The organism is Ancylobacter sonchi, from assembly GCF_018390695.1.
In the GTDB taxonomy this organism is placed as follows: domain Bacteria; phylum Pseudomonadota; class Alphaproteobacteria; order Rhizobiales; family Xanthobacteraceae; genus Ancylobacter; species Ancylobacter sonchi.
The window spans coordinates 228,475-245,568 of sequence record NZ_JAHBGF010000028.1; the positions used below are offsets into that span (position 1 = coordinate 228,475).

General features: G+C 68.4%; 16 protein-coding genes. 2 read left to right on the forward strand and 14 right to left on the reverse strand.

What is annotated here, in order from left to right:
* Nucleotides 1-169: 169 nt before the first annotated feature.
* From KHC28_RS16490 to KHC28_RS16550, 13 genes are all read right to left on the reverse strand, one after another.
* On the reverse strand, nt 170-1,414 hold the full coding sequence (locus KHC28_RS16490) for an RNA polymerase sigma factor (protein ID WP_214009444.1): 1,245 nt from the start codon (nt 1,412-1,414) through the stop codon (nt 170-172).
* Nucleotides 1,414-1,785 (reverse strand): YciI family protein, encoded by a 372-nt coding sequence (locus tag KHC28_RS16495; protein ID WP_214009445.1) that lies wholly within the window; start codon nt 1,783-1,785, stop codon nt 1,414-1,416. The genes KHC28_RS16490 and KHC28_RS16495 overlap by 1 nt, the downstream gene beginning before the upstream one ends.
* A gap of 25 nt (nt 1,786-1,810) precedes the next feature.
* Nucleotides 1,811-2,131, reverse strand: coding sequence for a MoaD/ThiS family protein (locus tag KHC28_RS16500; RefSeq protein ID WP_214009446.1), 321 nt, complete (start codon nt 2,129-2,131; stop codon nt 1,811-1,813).
* Nucleotides 2,132-2,242: 111 nt separating this feature from the next.
* Nucleotides 2,243-3,328, reverse strand: coding sequence for a WD40/YVTN/BNR-like repeat-containing protein (locus KHC28_RS16505; protein ID WP_214009447.1), 1,086 nt, complete (start codon nt 3,326-3,328; stop codon nt 2,243-2,245).
* A gap of 12 nt (nt 3,329-3,340) precedes the next feature.
* A complete protein-coding gene (locus tag KHC28_RS16510; RefSeq protein ID WP_214009448.1) occupies nt 3,341-3,754 on the reverse strand; it encodes a VOC family protein in 414 nt (137 codons plus the stop codon).
* A gap of 147 nt (nt 3,755-3,901) precedes the next feature.
* The gene (locus tag KHC28_RS16515) at nt 3,902-4,297 is read right to left on the reverse strand and encodes a winged helix-turn-helix domain-containing protein (RefSeq protein WP_246564912.1); all 396 of its coding nucleotides are present in this window, start codon (nt 4,295-4,297) and stop codon (nt 3,902-3,904) included.
* Between the two features lie 51 nt (nt 4,298-4,348).
* A complete protein-coding gene (locus tag KHC28_RS16520) occupies nt 4,349-5,872 on the reverse strand; it encodes a D-arabinonate dehydratase (RefSeq protein ID WP_214009449.1) in 1,524 nt (507 codons plus the stop codon).
* A 45-nt stretch (nt 5,873-5,917) separates the two neighbouring features.
* Nucleotides 5,918-6,928 (reverse strand): zinc-binding alcohol dehydrogenase family protein, encoded by a 1,011-nt coding sequence (locus KHC28_RS16525; protein ID WP_214009450.1) that lies wholly within the window; start codon nt 6,926-6,928, stop codon nt 5,918-5,920.
* Between the two features lie 97 nt (nt 6,929-7,025).
* Nucleotides 7,026-7,826 (reverse strand): transporter substrate-binding domain-containing protein, encoded by an 801-nt coding sequence (locus KHC28_RS16530; protein ID WP_214009451.1) that lies wholly within the window; start codon nt 7,824-7,826, stop codon nt 7,026-7,028.
* A 63-nt stretch (nt 7,827-7,889) separates the two neighbouring features.
* Nucleotides 7,890-8,618 carry an amino acid ABC transporter ATP-binding protein gene (locus KHC28_RS16535; RefSeq protein WP_214009452.1) on the reverse strand — a complete coding sequence of 243 codons (729 nt, stop codon included), beginning with the start codon at nt 8,616-8,618 and terminating at the stop codon, nt 7,890-7,892.
* On the reverse strand, nt 8,602-9,255 hold the full coding sequence (locus tag KHC28_RS16540) for an amino acid ABC transporter permease (protein ID WP_214009453.1): 654 nt from the start codon (nt 9,253-9,255) through the stop codon (nt 8,602-8,604). The genes KHC28_RS16535 and KHC28_RS16540 overlap by 17 nt, the downstream gene beginning before the upstream one ends.
* Nucleotides 9,256-9,265: 10 nt before the next feature.
* A complete protein-coding gene (locus tag KHC28_RS16545; protein ID WP_214009454.1) occupies nt 9,266-9,949 on the reverse strand; it encodes an amino acid ABC transporter permease in 684 nt (227 codons plus the stop codon).
* Nucleotides 9,946-11,082 carry a mannitol dehydrogenase family protein gene (locus tag KHC28_RS16550; RefSeq protein ID WP_214009455.1) on the reverse strand — a complete coding sequence of 379 codons (1,137 nt, stop codon included), beginning with the start codon at nt 11,080-11,082 and terminating at the stop codon, nt 9,946-9,948. The genes KHC28_RS16545 and KHC28_RS16550 overlap by 4 nt, the downstream gene beginning before the upstream one ends.
* A 266-nt stretch (nt 11,083-11,348) precedes the next feature.
* Between KHC28_RS16550 and KHC28_RS16555 the strand changes: the two genes are divergently transcribed.
* Together KHC28_RS16555 and KHC28_RS16560 are read left to right on the forward strand one after the other, a co-directional pair.
* Nucleotides 11,349-12,278, forward strand: coding sequence for a GntR family transcriptional regulator (locus KHC28_RS16555; RefSeq protein ID WP_214009456.1), 930 nt, complete (start codon nt 11,349-11,351; stop codon nt 12,276-12,278).
* Nucleotides 12,275-13,204 (forward strand): sugar kinase, encoded by a 930-nt coding sequence (locus tag KHC28_RS16560; RefSeq protein WP_214009457.1) that lies wholly within the window; start codon nt 12,275-12,277, stop codon nt 13,202-13,204. The genes KHC28_RS16555 and KHC28_RS16560 overlap by 4 nt, the downstream gene beginning before the upstream one ends.
* A 29-nt stretch (nt 13,205-13,233) precedes the next feature.
* Here KHC28_RS16560 and KHC28_RS16565 read toward each other — a convergent pair whose 3' ends face one another.
* Nucleotides 13,234-17,088 (reverse strand): error-prone DNA polymerase, encoded by a 3,855-nt coding sequence (locus KHC28_RS16565; RefSeq protein WP_246564913.1) that lies wholly within the window; start codon nt 17,086-17,088, stop codon nt 13,234-13,236.
* Nucleotides 17,089-17,094: the final 6 nt, after the last annotated feature.

The window sequence follows — 17,094 nt, forward strand, 5'->3', positions numbered from 1 at the left end:
CCAACCCGCAGCACCTCAGGACAGGCGCCGTCGTTGGAAATGTTCACCAAATTGCCGCGACATTAGGCATCCTTGCCCGTCGCTCGTTTCTTAGGCTCGCGTGAAGTCGCCTTTTTGTCAAGCGGTTTTCCTCTCGGGAACATCCGTTGCACAATTTTCCCCGCCCGGCCTATGGGGCGTCGCGCAGCCCGTCGAGATGGCTGCGTATGTGCGCTGCCTCCGCCGCGGTGCCGGCGAGGCCGATCGCGGTCATGAAGCCGTCGCGCGCTTCCCGTGTCCGGCCGAGCTGCATCAGCAGCGCGCCGCGCAGGCCGTGATAGTGGAAATAGCCGGCCAGCCTGTCGCCGAGCGGCTCGACCATGGCGAGCGCCGCTTCCGGCCCGCGCAGTTTGGCGACCGCCACCGCGCGGTTCAGCGTCACCACCGGCGAGGGCTGCATGATCTCCAGCGTGCCGTAGAGCAGGTCGATCTGCGCCCAGTCGGTCTCCTCCGGCGTCGGCGCCCGCGCATGCAGCGCGGCGATCGCCGCCTGCACCTGGTAGGGGCCGGGCCGGCGGTGGCGCATCGCCTTGTCGAGCAAAGCGAGCCCTTCGGCGATCATCGGCCGGTTCCAGAGACTGCGATCCTGCTGGTCGAGCAGCACTGGCGCGCCGTCGGCGTCGAATCGGGTGCCGGCGCGGGCGTGCTGCAACAGCATGAGCGCGGCGAGCCCCATGATCTCCGGCTCGGCGGGGAACAGCCGCAGCAGCAGCCGGGCGAGGCGGATCGCCTCCTCGCATAGCGGCTCGCGGGCGCCGGAGGTGTCGCCGGCGGCGGAATAGCCCTCGTTGAACACGAGGTAGATCATCGCCGCCACCGCGCCGAGCCGCGCGGCGCGCTCCACCGCGCCCGGCGACTCGAACGGCACGTCTGCGCGGCCGATGCGCGCCTTGGCGCGGGTGATGCGCTGTTCCATCGCCGCTTCGCCGACCAGGAAGGCGCGGGCGATCTGCTTCACGCTCAGGCCGGAGACGATGCGCAGCGCCAGCGCGATCTGCTGCGTCGCCGGCAGGTCCGGATGGCAGCAGATGAACAACAGCCGCAGCACGTCGTCGCGATAATCCGCGCCGTCCAGCCGCTCGGCGATCTCCGCCTCGGCGTCGCCGGTGTCGGAGATGAGGTCGTCCGGCGGCAGCTCGGTCTGCTTTGCCCGGCGGCGCACCGAATCGAGCGCCACGTTGCGGCCGACGAACACCAGCCAGGCGGCGGCATCGCGCGGCGGGCCGTTCTGCGGCCAGGTCCGCAGCGCCCGCAGGCACGCCTCCTGGTACGCCTCCTCGGCGAGATCGAGGTCGCGAAAATAGCGCAGCAGCGCGGCAAGCGCCTGCGGGCGCGCGGCGGCAAGGGTGGTGCCGATCCAGCGCGCCTCGTCCATCACGGCCTCGCGCCGCCGTCGACGAACAGGCCGACCGGGCGGATCTCGTAGGAGCCGCCGGGATTGGCGGCACCGAGTTCGCGGGCGATGCCGAGCGCTTCCTCGAGGTCGGCGCAGTCGAGCAGATAGAAGCCCAGCAACTGTTCCTTGGTCTCGGCGAACGGGCCGTCGAGCACCAAGGGCGGGTCCTGGTCCTTGCGCAGCGTGGTGGCGGCGGTGGTCGGCAGCAGCCGCGCCACCGGGCCGAGCCGGCCCTCCCTGGCGAGCCGCTCCTGCACGACGGCGAGCTTGCGCATCACCGCCTCGTCCTCCTCCTTGGTCCAGGCGCAGACGACGTCTTCCTGATGGTAGCAGAGCAGGGCATAGAACATGGGTTGCCTTTCGGTTCGCCGGGGGTCAGCCACCGCTGATCGCGGTGATCACGAAGACGTCCGCGCCGGGGGCGAGCGGCGTCGACAGGCGGGCGCGGCGCCCGTCGACGAACACGTTGATGTGCCGGCGGATCGCCGGGGTCTCGTCGCAGAGCCGCTCGCGCATGCCGGGCCAGCGGGCGTCGAGCTCGTCCATCATGTCCGCGACGCAGCCGGCGTGGAGCGACACCAGCCGCTCGGCGCCGGGAAACAGCACGATGAGATGCGCCGGCAGGCGCACCAGCACCGGCGCCGGCAGCGTCGCCGACGCTTCGTCCGGTCGCTCCCGCAGCGCGTCCTCGCCCATCCGACCCTCCGTGAGCATTTTCGAGCGAAGCGGGTACCGGTTCGCGTGAAGAAAATGCGTCAAAACGACAATCTAGAGCCTGCCCGGCGAACCGTGATCACCGGGCAGGCTCTAGCGCTCGATCACCAGCGTCTCCACCGAGGTGATGGTGGGCAGGTGTGGCGCGACGCAGTCCCAGCTTTCGCCCTCGTCGATGCTGGCATAGAGCCCGCCGGCATTGGTGCCGAAATACACCCCGGCCGGCTCCATGGTGTCGGTCGCCATCGCCTGGCGCAACACGTTGAAATAGGCGCCGCCCTGCGGCAGGCCGGCGCGCAGGGCCTGCCAGCTTCGCCCGGCGTCACGGGTGCGCCACACGGCGGTATTGCCCTCCGGCATGAAGCGGCCCTTGATGTCGCCGTTCAGCGGGATGAGGTAGAGGCTGTCCGGGTCGCGCGGATGCGCGGCGGCCGGGAAGCCGAAGGAGGAGGGCAGGCCGGTCTCGATGCTCTCCCAGCGCCGGCCGCCATCGTCGGAACGGTACATGCCGCAATGGTTCTGCTGGTAGAGCCGTGTACCCTCGCCCGGCGCCTTGACGAGGCAGTGCACGCACTGGCCGAATTCGGGATAGTTCTGCCCCTCGGGCATGTAGTCGGCGCGGGTGCCGCGATTGCGGGTCTCCCAGCTCTCGCCGCCATTCTCGGTGGCGAACACGCCGGCGGCGGAGATGCCGACCCAGATCCTGTTGCGGTCGGCGGGATCGAGCACCAGAGAGTGAAGGATCAGCCCGGCGCCGCCGGGGTTCCATTCCGGCCGCGTCGGATGCTTCTGCAACCCGTCGACATGGGTCCAGCTTTCGCCGCCGTCGGTGCTGCGGAACAGCCCGGCCGGCTCGACACCGGCATAGAGGCTGCCATCCTCGCCGGCGGCGAGGCTCCACACCGCCTTCACCGGCTGCTGCCCCGCCTCATAGGCGAGGCCCTGGCTCGAATGGGTCCAGCTCAGGCCGAAATCGGTGGACTTCCACACCGCCGGGCCGAACCACTCATTGCCGCCGCCGGCATAGACGGTGCCGCTCGCCGGATCGGCGACGACATGGTTGGTCGGCCATGTCTCGCAGAACGGGCCGCGCACCTCCCAGGAGCGGCGCGACGCGTCGCTCGCGAGGATGAACGCGCCCTTGCGGGTGCCGACCAGGAGGAAGACCTGCTTGCCCATGGTCCCCTCCCATCATTCACCGGTGACGACCATCCACGACACGCCGAAACGATCGGTCAGCGTGCCGAAGGCGGGCGAGAAGAAGGTCTTGGCGAGCGGCATGGTCACCTGGCCGCCATCGGAAAGCGCGGCGAACTTTGCCTGCGCCTCCTCCGGCGACTTGACCGAGAGCGCCAGCGAGATGCCGTTGAAGCCGGCCGCGTCGGACTGGCAGCCGTCGGAGGCCATCAGTTCGGCGTCGCCGACCTTGAAGCTGGAATGCATGATCTTGGCGCCCCAGCCATCCGGGACCATGCCGGGCGGCGGCGGCTCCGGCGCGTCGCTGAAGCGCATCAGCACGGTGACTTCGGCGCCGACGGCCTTCTTGTAGAAGTCGATGGCCTCTTCGGTGCGGCCGTTGAACATCAGATAAGCCTGCACGTTCATGATTTCGCTCCCTGGTCGATCCTCTTGCGCCGGCGCTTCGGCCGTTGCGGCCGGCACCGATGACGCGAGGACGAACGGGCGCAGCGTAACCCGACATCACGGCAGGAATTTTTCGCAAGATTCGTTGTCGGGTCCGTGCGGTGGCGCTCAGCCGGCATCCGGCGGGGGCGGCGCGACATGCGCCTGCAGCGCGTCGAGATGGGCGCGCGCGGCGGCGGCGGCCAGTTCCTCGATCTGCCGGTAGCGCTCGACGAGCTCGGTGCCGAACGGCGTCAGCCGGGCGCCGCCGCCATGCTTGCCGCCGGTCTGCGAGAGGACGACCGGCGTGCCGAAGATGCGGCCGAGCTCGTCGACGAGGTCCCAGGCGCGCCGGTAGGACATCTCCATGGCGCGGCCCGCCGCCGAGATCGAGCCGGTGCGGGCGATGGCTTCGAGCAGTGCGATCTTGCCCGGCCCGATGCGGCCTTCGGAATCGAGATCGATGCGGATGGAGAGCGCGGCCATGGAATCCGGGTGCGGGTCGAGAAGGTCGCCGGACAGCATGCCCGCGAAAGCGGCGGCGTCAATTCCCGCCGCCGCGCTCCCGTCGGTCCGCTACATCACCGCGCCGAGCTGCCAGGGCACGAACTCGTTGCGGCCATAGCCGAGCAGCTCCGATTTCGAGCGGGTGCCGGAGGCGATGTCGAGCACCAGCTGGAAGATCTCCCGGCCCTTCTCCTCGATGGAGACGCCGTCGATGATGTCGCCGCAATTGATGTCCATGTCCTCTTCCATCCGGGCGAAGAGGTCGGAATTGGTGGCGAGCTTCACCGAGGGAGTCGGCTTGCAGCCATAGGCTGAGCCTCGACCGGTGGTGAAGCACAGCATGTTGGCCCCACCAGCCACCTGACCGGTCGCGGCGACCGGGTCGTAGCCGGGGGTGTCCATGTAGACGAAACCCCGCCGGTCGATCTTCTCGGCGTAGCGGTAGACGCCGCGCAGGGTCGAGGTGCCGCCCTTGGCCACCGCGCCGAGCGACTTCTCCAGGATGGTGGTGAGCCCGCCCGCCTTGTTGCCGGGGGAGGGGTTGTTGTTCAGCTCGCCGCCGGTGCGGGCGGCATATTCCGTCCACCAGTCGATGAGATCGACGATCTTGCGGCCGACTTCCTCGCTCTCGGCGCGGCGGGTGAGCAGGTGCTCGGCACCGAAGATTTCCGGCGTTTCGGAGAGGATGGCGGTACCGCCATGGCGCACCAGCAAGTCGACCGCCGCGCCCAGCGCCGGGTTGGCGGTGAGGCCGGAATACCCGTCCGAGCCGCCGCATTGCAGTGCCAGCACCAGCTCGGAGGCCGGCACGGTCTCGCGCACGGAGGCGTTGGCGTGTGCCAGCATGTCCTTGATTTTGCTGACGCCGGCCTCGATCGACTTGCGGGTGCCGCCGCTCTCCTGGATGGTCAGCGTCTGGAAATGTGGCCCCTCGACGATGCCGTATTCCTTCATCATCCGCGGGATCTGGAACACCTCGCAGCCGAGGCCCACCACCAGTATCGACGCGAAGTTCGGATGGCTGGCATAGCCCCACTGGGTACGGGCGAGGATGTCGAATTCCTCGCCCTTCGAGGCCATGCCGCAGCCGGTGCCGTGGGTGAAGGCGACGACACCGTCGATGTTCGGGTACTCGGCGAGCACGCCGGAACGGGTGACGGCGTCGGCGATGAAGTCCGCCACCGTCGCCGAGCAATTCACCGAGGACAGGATGCCGATATAGTTGCGCGTGCCCACCCGCCCATCGGCGCGGCGGAAGCCCTGGAAGGTGGCGGGCGCCTCGCCGGGCCGCAGGCCGGTATCGGCCTTCGCCTCGGTGGCGAAGGCGTAGTCGCGCTCGAAATCGTGCAGCACGACATTGTGCTCGTGCACCCATTCGCCCGCCGGGATGTCGTCCTTGGCGAAGCCGATGACCTGGCCGAACTTGCGGATCGCCTCGCCCTTGGGGATCGGGCGCGAGGCGACCTTGTGGCCCTTGGGGATCATCCGGCCGGCCGCGACGCCGTCGGGCAATTCCGCGCCCGCGGCGATCTTGTCGACCGCGATGATGACATTGTCGGCGTCGTTGAGACGCAGGATGCGCGGGGCGCTCATGGCTTCAGACTTCCAAAGGCTTTAGGCGTTCAGGCTTCGAGAGGCTCAGACTTCGAGGATCGCCTTGATCACGCCGGCTTCCGGTTTCAGCCAGGCGTCGAACAGCTTCGGGCCCTCGCTCAGCGGACCGCGATGGGTGTTCAGCGCCTTGGTCGGCACCTTGCCAGCCTCCATCTGCCGGACCACCTCGGCGAAGTCGTCGGCCTGGGCGTTGCGGCTGGCGAACAGCGTCGCCTCGCGCTTGTGGAATTCCGGGTCGGAGAAGGTGATGTCGGTGCGCACCACGCTCACCAGCACATAGCGGCCGGCATGGGCGAGGAAGCCGAAGCCGCGCTGCATCGCCGCCGCATTGCCGGTGGCGTCGATGACGACGTCGAAGAAGTCGCCGCCGGTCAGGCGCTTGGCGGTCTCTTCGGCCTGCGAGTCGGCGATCAGCATCTGGTCGGCGCCGAGCTCGTTGATGGTGAAGGCGATGCGATCCTCGCGCAGGTCCATCACGGTGACGTGCGCTCCGCGAGCTTTCGCGAAGATGATCGCCGACATGCCGATCGGGCCGGAGCCGACCACCAGCACGCGATCGTCAGCGGTGATGCCGCCGCGCTTCACGCCATGGGCGCCGATGGCGAGGAACTCGATCATCGCCGCCTCGTCGATGGAGGCGGAGCCCGCCGGCACGACGTTGCCGACCGGCACGCAGAGGAACTCCGCCATGCCGCCGTCGCGATGCACGCCGAGCACGTTGATGTTCATGCAGGCATTGTTCACGCCCTTGCGGCAGGCGTGGCAGGTGCCGCAGGACAAATACGGCACGATGTAGACGTTCTGACCCTTGGCGAGGCCGCTGCCCTCGGGCGCGCTCTCCACCGTGCCGGAGAGCTCGTGGCCCATCACGCGCGGATATTCGAGGAAGGGGTGCTTGCCCTGATAGATGTGGAAATCGGTGCCGCAGATGCCGACGCGGCGGATGCGGATCAGCGCCTCGCCCGGACCGGGCACCGGCTCGGGGCGGCTGATGATCGACAGGCGGCCGGGTTCATCGCAGATCAGGGCTTTCATCGCAGAATGCTTTCCACAGCAGGAGGCTTCGAGAAGAAGATGCGGCCCGGCTCGGGAGCTCGTCGCCCGGGTCGCCGGGCCGCAGTCGGGAGGTTCGTCACATGGTCGGCGGCAGGGTCTGCGGCAGCGGCGAGCCGTTGTACTTGAGGAACACCTCGCGGAGCTTGCCGTTGGCGAGATCCTTGGCGATCCACTCGTTGAGGCGGGCGCGCAGCGCGTCCTCGTTCTTGCGCAGGCCGATGGCGTAGGGATTGGTCTTCAGGATGATCTTGGTCTCGAGCGGATCGTTCGGGCGACGCTGGTTGACCGCCTTCATCACCTGCGGCGAGGAGCCCATGATGTCGACCTGGCCGGAGACCAGCGCGGTGATCAGCGTCGCGTCGTCGTCATAGCGGACGATCTCGGCGTTCTTGATCTGCGCGGTGACTTCCTTGTCGTTGGTCGAGCCGCGGGTGGTGCCGATGCGCAGGCCCTTGAGGTCGTCGATGGTCTTGATCGCAGTGCCCTTCGGCGCGGCGATGGCGATCTCGATCACGCCATAGGCGTCGGAGAAGTCGATGACCTTCTTGCGCTCCTCGTTCACCGAGAAGGAGGCCATGACGATGTCAGCCTTGCCGGTGAGCAGGAAAGGCACGCGGTTCGGGCTGGTGACCTGCACGATCTCCAGCGGCACGCCGAGATCGGCGGCGAGCAGCTTGGCGCTCTCGACGTCGGAGCCGGTCGGCTGCATCTGCGCGTCGGTGAGGCCGAAGGGCGGCGAGCCGAGGTCGATGGCGACCAGCAGCTTGCCGCGCTTCTTGATCTCGTCAAGCGTGTCGGCCTGCGCCGCGAGCGGCAGGGCCAAGGAGCCGGCGAGGCCGGCGAGCGCGGAAGCGGCAAGGAATGTACGGCGGTTCATGGTTTCCCTCCCTGGGATATTGAGCGGCTAGGCGCGATTGAAGCTGTTCTGGCGTGGTGGTTCTCAGAGACCGCTGCCGACGAAGTCGGCAAGCTCGGCGGTCTTCGGGCTGTCCAGCATGGAGCCGGGCCCGGTTTCCCAGACCTTGCCCTTGTGCATGTAGACGACCTGGCTCGCGACCTTGCGGGCGAAGGCCATTTCATGGGTGACGAGGATCATCGTCATGCCGCCGCGCGCGAGGTCTTCCATGACCTTCAGCACTTCGCCGGTGAGCTGCGGATCGAGCGCCGAGGTGACCTCGTCGAACAGCATCAGCTTGGGCTGCATGGCGAGCGAGCGGGCGATGGCGACGCGCTGCTGCTGGCCGCCGGACAACTGCTCGGGAAAATGCCCAGCCTTCTCGGCGAGGCCGACCCGGCGCAGCACGTCATGGGCGAGGTCACGCGCCTCGGACTTCGACACCTTCTTCACGCAGCTCGGCGCCAGCATGATGTTCTGTTCGGCGGTGAGGTGCGGGAACAGGTTGTAGCTCTGGAACACGATGCCGACGTCGCGGCGCAGCGAGCGACGGTCCAACTTGGCGTCGTGCACCGCATGGCCGCACACGTCGATGGTACCGCCGTCGATGGTCTCCAGCGCGTTGATGCAGCGCAGCGCCGTCGACTTGCCCGAGCCGGACTGGCCGATGACGGCGGCAACCTCGCCGCGTCCGACCTCGAAGGAGACGCCGTCCAGCACCTTGTTGGTGCCGAAGCTCTTGTGAACGTTGGAGAGTTTAACGACGGCTGACATTGAGCTTCCTTTCCAGCCGCCGGCTCCAGGTCGAGAGCGGGAAGCAGATCGCGAAATAGATCGCTGCCACGACCATGAAGACGGTGAAGGGCTCGAAGATCGAGTTGTTGATGAGCTTGCCGGCCTGGGCGAGCTCGACGAAGCCGACCACCGAGGCCAGCGAGGTGTTCTTGACGATCTGGACGAGGAACCCGACCGTCGGCGGCGTGGCGATGCGCATCGCCTGCGGCAGGATCACCCGCGTCATGCGCTGCCAGGGGGTGAGGGCGAGGCACTCGGCCGCCTCCCACTGGGTCTTCGGCACCGATTGCAGGCAGCCGCGCCAGATCTCGGCGAGGAAGCCGGACGAATAGATCGTCAGGCCGATGCCGGCGGCGATCAGCGCCGGCACTTCCTGGAAGCCGACGATGGCGATGCCGAAATAGATCAGGAACAGCAGGATCAGCAGCGGCGTGCCCTGCACCACCTGGATGTAGGCGATGGCGGCGTAGCGCACCCAGCGGATCGGCGAGATGCGCATCAGGGCGACGGCGAAGCCGACGAGCCCGCCGCCGACGAAGGCGATGGCGGACAGGCCGAGCGTCCACATGGCCGCCCAGCCGAGGAATTCGAGGTGTACGAGGCTGAAACCCGGCATGATCAGACCCTCACAGCGCCGTGCCGAGCTTGCGCTTGCGCACGAAGACGACGAGGCCGAACAGCCACAGCGCGATGCGCACCACGAAAGACAGAGCGAGATAGATGATGCCGACGACGATGTAGGTCTCGAACGAGCGGAAGGTGTCGGACTGGATGCGGTTGGCGACCGCCGTCAGCTCTTCCGCCGAGATCTGTGAGGTGATCGATGAGGCCAGCATCAGCAGCACGTACTGGCTGGTGAGCGCCGGATAGACCCGCTCGATCGCCGGACGGATGATGACGTGCCAGTAGATCTGCGGCTTGGACAGGCCGAGGCAGTCGGCGGCTTCCAACTGCGACTTGTGCACGGATTCGAGACCGGCGCGCACGATCTCGCAGGTATAGGCGCCGACATTCACCACCAGCGCGATCACCGCCGCCGCATTGGCGGAGACCTTGATGCCCAGCGTGGCGATGCCGAAATAGACGATGAACACCTGCACCAGCAGCGGGGTGTTGCGGATCACCTCGACATAGCTCGCCACCAGGAATTTCACCCAGGGCGGGCCGTCGGAACGGCCGATGGCGCACAACGTGCCGAGCACGAAACCGAGCACGGTGGAGACCGCCGAGAGCTGCAGCGTAAGCCAGGCGCCCTGCAGAAATTCCGGCCAGAAGGCCCAGAGCGCGGAGAAATCGAATTGATAGGTCATGCCGCCACTCCGTCGGCCCGCCGGGCGACCAGCGCGTCGAGCGTCGGGGTCGCGGGAGCGCCCGGACGGCCGGCGATCCAGTCGAGGAAGGCCTTCACGCGCCGCTCGACCTTCACCGTGTGGTTCTGGGCGATGTCGGCGATGCGATGGTCGAGGAAGGGGTTGCGGAAGCGGTCGAGCGTGACGGCGACATAGGCCCGCGCCTCGCTCTCCATGCCCCGCGCGGCGAAGCCGGGCACGACCTCGTCGGCATAGAGCGCGTCGAGCCGGGCGCGGATGGCGTCGTCGGCGAGGATGGCGCGCACCGTCTCAGTCGCTGGGCGGCCTTCGCGGGCCCAGATGTCGGCGAGGAAGGTGTGGCCGAGATTGAGGATGTGCAGCTTCAGCCGCTCGAAGGGCTCGAGATCGTCGGTGAGCACGACGTCGGGATGCGAGAAGGGCAGGGTAAGGCCCGGCTGCGCTTCGATCGCCCACAGCGCATAGGGCTCTGCGACGGCGCCGACCGGCTCGATGGGCTCGGAGACGATGCGGTCGACCAGCGTGTTGCCGAAGATCACCTTGGCGTCGAGCCAGTCGGCGAAGGCCGCGGGCGCGCCGCTCGCCGCGGCGAGTTCCTTCACCGCTGCCTTCAGTACCTCGCCATTGCGGTTGATCAGCTCGCAGGGCAGCACCTTGATCGGCGCCCCGCCTTGGGTCCAGCGATGGTGCAGCAGGGCGGTGAGCTTGCCGGGGAAGGAGGCGGGAACGCCGCCGGCCAGCAGGGCCGGGCCGCGATCCGCGTCGGCGATCACGTAGCCGGCGTCGCCCATGTTCGAGACGACCAGCTCGGCCTCGCCGGCGAAAAGGGCGGCCAGCGCCGCCCAGTCGGCCGCCGCCGACAGGCCGCGATCGACCGCCCGCACCGTCACTTCGCGCTCGACGGGGGCGCCGTCGACCATGCCGCGGATGATCACCGGATAGCCCTCCGGACGCCCGAAGGCGCTAACGCGCCCGGCGCGGGCCGCCGAGCCGGACGCCTGCACCACCGCGATGGGGCCGATGTCCTGCCCGACCTCGCGCGCCTCATGGACGAAGAGGTCGACATGCGCCTGGAGGAAACGGCTGGTGCCGAACTGAACGATACGCGTGCTCACGAACGGCAAGCTCCCATCATGCCGCCGACAGGCGCCGCCCTGGAGGAGCGGACGACGTTGCGCGGCTCAATGTATTGAAAACAAAGGATTCTGTTGCAGCCGCTTGCGCGCCACATCGCGTATTTCCTCACCCTAGGTTATTATTGTTCTTGTTTCTTATGTATAAAATCCATGCTGGACGCGGCGTGTCAATCTGTTTTTAATGTAGAAAAAACAGCGCCACCGTACAGAGTGGCGCTTGGGGGAAAACGAGCCGCGGGGGCCGCATGAAGGGCAATACCGTCTTTAAACGAAGCTACAACCAGTGTTTGCGCCGGCTGGCGGCGCATGACATCGGCGCTGCGCTGCCTTCCGAAAGTGATCTCGCGCACACGCTCGACGTCAGCCGCACCACGGTGCGGGCGGTGCTGGCGTCGCTGGCGGAGACCGGCATCGTCAGCCTCGGGACGAGTGGGCGCGTGCTGGTCCGCCACCCGGTGGAGGCGGACTATTTTCCCGACATGCAGACGCTGTCGGCCGGCGCCGCGGTGGAGCGGCGCTTCATGGAGTGGATCCTGCTGGGGGACTTCCGTGCCGGCCAGTTGCTGAACGCGGCGGAACTCGCCCGGCAGTTCGGCACCTCGACCACCACCATCCGCGAATATCTGGCCCAGTTCCAGCACGTCGGGCTGCTGGAGCGGCGACCCAACAGTGCCTGGCTCTACAAGGGCGTGACGCCGGACTTCGCCACCGAGATCTACGACGTGCGCGAAATGTTCGAGCTGCGCGCCACCCGCAGCTTCATCGAACTGCCCGACGATTCGCCGCCCTGGCGCGAACTCGACGCCATCGAGGCGGAACATCGCGCGCTGCTCGCCAATATCGACGAGGAATACCGGCGCTTCCCGCAGCTCGACGAGCGGCTGCACCGCGTCATCCACGAGACGTCGAACAACCGCTTCATCATCGATTTCTACGACGTGATCTCGACGCTGTTCCACTACACCTATCGCTGGAACCGCTCGGACGAGCAGCAGCGCAACACCGTCGCGCTGATGGAGCATCTCGACTATATCGAGGCGCTGCGCTCGCGCGACCAGCGCGCCATCGATGCCCGCTGCCGCAAGCATCTGCGCACCGCCCGCGCCACGCTGGCGCGCTCGATCGAGTTCGGCCCGTTCCGTTCCCAGCCCAGCCCTGTCGGAGTTTCCACGTGACCAAGGTCTTTGCCAGCATCGGCGAATGCATGATCGAACTGGCCGATGCCGGCGGCGGGCTGTACCGCCGCGGCTTCGCCGGCGACACGCTGAACACCGCCTGGGGCGTGCGCGGGCTGACCGATCCCGCCGAGGTATCGGTGCGCTACGTCACCCGGGTCGGCGACGACGCGCCGTCGGACGAGATGCTGGGCTTCTTCGCCGGGGCGGGGATCGATACCAGCCATGTCGGCCGGGTGCCGGGCCGCCCGGTCGGGCTGTACATGATCGCGCTGCAGGGTTTTGAGCGCAGCTTCACCTATTGGCGCGACACCTCGGCGGCGAAGCTGCTCGCCGCCGATCGCGACGCGCTGCGGGCGGCGCTGGCGGATGCCGCGTGCATCTATCTGTCCGGCATCACCCTGGCGATCCTGCCGCCGGAGCATCGCGGCAATCTGTTCGCCGTGCTCGCCGAGGCACAGGCGCGCGGCGCCATGATCGCCTTCGACGCCAATATCAGGCTGCGTCTGTGGCCGAGCCTCGACGCGCTGCGGGCCGGACTGGAGGAGGGGTACCGCGCCGCGACCATCGCGCTGCCGACCTTCCCCGACGAAAGCGAGATTTTCGGCGATACCTCCCCGGAGGCGATGATCGAGCGCGTAGCCGGCTATGGAGTTTCCGAGATCGTGGTGAAGGACGGCGCGGAACCCTGCACCTTGCAGACCGGGGGGCGGATCGAGGCGATCCCGGCGGTGCGGGTGGCCGAGCCGCTGGACACCACCGGCGCCGGCGACAGTTTCAATGCCGGCTATCTTGCGGCGCGCCTCGCCGGGCGGGAACCGGCGGAGGCGGTGCGCCTCGCGCACAAGGTGGCGGCGCGGGTGATCTGCAGCCGGGGCGCGCTGATCGACATGGGCGCGCTGCGCGAGGTCGCGCAGGCCGGCTGACGCCGCGCGGCGCGGCCGCTGTGGCGGGGTCAGTGGAAGTCCCGCGATTTCGGCAGCAGCCGCACCTGCCGCGGGTGCCCCTGGGTGGAGCGCCGGCCTTGCAGCATATGACCGGGGCGATGGTTGGTCCGCTCGTCGATGCCGGGATCGACGTTCGGCGGGGCCAGCCGGGGCGGCCCGTCGAACAGGCGGGACAGCTCGGCGGTGCGGTCGTGTATGCGTTCGCCCATCAGATGCACCACGCCTTCCTTGCTCCTCTGCACCCGCCCTTCCACCATGACGAGGCGGGCGCCCATCACCTGCGCGCGGTAGCGCTCGAACAGCCGCGCCCAGATGAGCACGTTGACGATGCCGGTCTCGTCCTCCAGCGTCATGAAGATGGCGTTGCCCTTGCCGGGCCGCTGGCGCACCAGCACGATGCCGGCGGTGCGCAGGAAGGCACCGTCGCGGCTCGCCGCCACCTCGGCGCTGGACAGCACCCGCTCAGCGGCGAAGACCGGCCGCAGCACGCCCATGGGATGGCCCTTCAACGACAGGCGCGTGGTCTGGTAGTCGATGGCGATCGCCTCGGGCAGCGGCATGAGCGGCAGCGGCGCGTCGTGCTCCTCGCCGAGCTCGCGGGCGTCGGCGGCGGCGAAGAGCGGCAGCGGCGCGTCGTCCGGCAGCCGGCGCACCGCCCACGCGGCCTCGCGGCGGGAAAGCCCCATCGAGCCGAAGGCGTCGGCCTCGGCAAGCCTGGTCAGCAGGGCGGTCGGCAGGCGGGTCCGGCGGGCGAGCACCTCGATATCCGGATAGCCCGCACCGCGTGCATCGACCAGCTGCTCGCCGGCGGCCTCTCCGATGCCGTCGACCTGGCGGAAGCCGAGCCGCAGCGCGAGCGTGCCGTCGGCCCGCTCTTCCAGCGTGCAGTCATGCGCGCTGCGATTGACGTCGACGGGGCGGATCTCGACGCCGTGCTCGCGGGCATCGCGCACGATCTGCGCCGGGGCGTAGAAGCCCATGGGCTGCGAATTGAGCAGCGCGCAGGCGAAGACGGCCGGGTGCCGGCATTTGATGTAGGCAGAGATGTAGACCAGCTTGGCGAAGGACGCCGCATGGCTTTCCGGAAAGCCATATTCGCCGAAGCCCTGGATCTGCTGGAAGCAGCGCTCGGCGAAGGCACGCTGGTAGCCCCGCGCGACCATGCCCTCGATCAGCTTGTCCCGGAATTTCCCGATGGTGCCGAGATTGCGGAAGGTGGCCATGGCGCGGCGCAGCTGGTTGGCCTCGACATCGGTGAATCTCGCCGCGACCATGGCGAGCTGCATCGCCTGCTCCTGGAACAGCGGGACGCCCTTGGTACGGGACAGCACCTCCTTCAGCTCGTCGGGATCGTGCGGCGGGGACGGCGAGGGGTAGCTGACCGGCTCCGTTCCCTCCCGCCGGCGCAGATAGGGGTGCACCATGTTGCCCTGGATCGGCCCCGGGCGGACGATCGCCACCTGGATGACGAGGTCGTACAGTTTGCGCGGCTTCAGGCGCGGCAGCATGTTGATCTGCGCCCGGCTCTCTACCTGGAACACGCCGATGGAATCACCGCGGCACAGCATGTCGTAGACGTCGTCCTGTTCCAGCGGCACGTCGGGGAGGCCGTAATCGAGGCCCTCATGCGCGCGTATCAGGTCGAGCGCCTTGCGGATGCAGGTGAGCATGCCGAGCGCCAGCACGTCGACCTTCATCAGCTTGAGCGTGTCGATGTCGTCCTTGTCCCATTCGATGAAGGTGCGGTTCGCCATCACCGCCGGGCCGATCGGCACGATCTCGTCAAGCCGCTTCTGGCTGAGCACGAAGCCGCCGACATGCTGGGACAGATGGCGGGGAAAACCGATGAGGCGGCGGGCGAGGCCGATCACCCGGGCAATGGTCGGGTTGTCCGGGTCGAGGCCCGCTTCGCGCGCCCGCCGCGTCTCGACCTCGCCCCAACTGCCCCACACGGTGCCGGCGAGCCGCGCGGTGACGTCCTCGGTGAGGCCGAGCGCCTTGCCGACATCACGGAAGGCGCTGCGCGGGCGATAGGAGATGACGGTGGCGACGATGCCGGCGCGGTCGCGGCCGTAGCGCCGATAGACATACTGCATCACCTCCTCCCGCCGCCCATGCTCGAAATCGACGTCGATGTCGGGCGGCTCGCGACGTTCGCGGGCGATGAAGCGGGAGAACAAGAGGTTGCTGGTCGACGGATCGACGGCGGTGATGCCCAGCACGTAGCAGACGGCGGAATTGGCTGCCGAGCCGCGCCCCTGGCAGAGGATGCCCTCCTTCTCGGCGAAGTCGACAATGTCGCGGATGGTGAGGAAATAGGGCGCGTAGCCGAGCTCGGCGATCAGCGACAGCTCGGTGTGCAGCTGCCGTTCGACCTTGTCCGGCACGCCGTTGGGGTAGCGGATGGCGGCGCGGCGCCATGTCAGCTTCTCCAGCCATTCCTGCGGGGTGTGGCCGGGCGGCACCGGCTCTTCGGGATATTCGTATCTGAGTTCGCCGAGCGAGAAGTCGATGCGGTCGAGGAAGGCCCGGGTCTCGGCCATGGCTTCCGGCGCCTCGCGGAACAGGCGGGCCATCTCGTCCGGCGCTTTCAGGTGCCGCTCGGCATTGGCCTCGACCAGCCGGCCGGCCGCGTCGATGGTGGTGCCGTGGCGGATGCAGGTGAGCACGTCCTGCAGGTCGCGCTGGTCGGGGTGGTGATAGAGGACGTCGTTCACCGCCAGCAGCGGCACGTCGGCACGGGCGGCGCAGGCCTTCAGCCCGAGAAGGCGGCGGCGGTCGTCGCCACGGCGCGGCATGTCGGCGGCGAGCCATAGCGAGCCGGGCGCCGCCTCGTGGAGGCGGGCGAGGAGATCATCGAGCCCGTCGGGCTGGCGGGGCGGCATCAGGATGAGCGACAGGCCGCCGGCATCGGCCAGGAGGTCGTCGAGCAGCAGGTGGCATTCGCCCTTGATGCCGGCGCGCAGATTGCCGGCGGTGAGCAGCCGGCAGAGCCGGCCCCAGCCGGTGCGGGTCTGCGGATAGGCGAGAATGTCCGGCGTGCCGTCGGCAAAGGCGAGCCGGGCGCCGACCACCAGCTTGAAGGGAAGGGGCGGCGGCTCGGGTTCGCCGTCGTCGTCGGCAGGCGGCGCCTCGACGATGTCCGGATCGTCCGCGCCAGATGAAAGGTCCTCGGAAAAGACTTCTCTGGAAGAACCCATTTTGAAGGGCGGAGTGCCGAGATCGGGATGTCCCGCCCCTGGCCCTGCAGGTTGGGTGGGCGGCGGCGGGTCCTCTTCCTGTCGTTGCGAGGCTGCCGCTCCCTCCATCTCCCGTTGAACGGTCTCGTGCGTGCTCGTCTCACGACACGCCATTTCCTGCTGCCGCGCACCGGCTGCGTCACGGACGGGAGAGGTCATAGACCGAACGTCCTTCCGACCGGCAGGCGGAGTGCGATCCGTTTCCCCGCCGGACGTCGCGTCGATTCCAACACGCGCGGGGTGGGGCCCGCCGGCGGGCGGTGCGACGGGGTGAGTGTCTTTGGCCGCCACTCCGCCGTCCTCTGCCTGTACCGAATTGCCAGCCTCCGTCCGCGCCGCCTTGCCGGCCTGCCCCCGCGCCTGCTTCCAAGCGTTCTGCCAAGCCTCCTCCGCCTCCTGTACCGCCGCATAGGCGCGCACCACGCCGGCCACGGTGTTGCGGTCGGCGATGCCGATGCCGGCATGGCCGAGGGCGAGGGCGGTCTCCACCAGATCCGCCGCGGTCGAGGCGCCGCGCAGGAAGGAGAAGTTCGAGGTGACGGCCAGCTCTGCATAGAACGGGAGCTGCCGCGCCTCGCCCGCCTCCTCCTCCGGGGGCGGCGTTGCGTCGTCATATGCGCTCATGCCGGC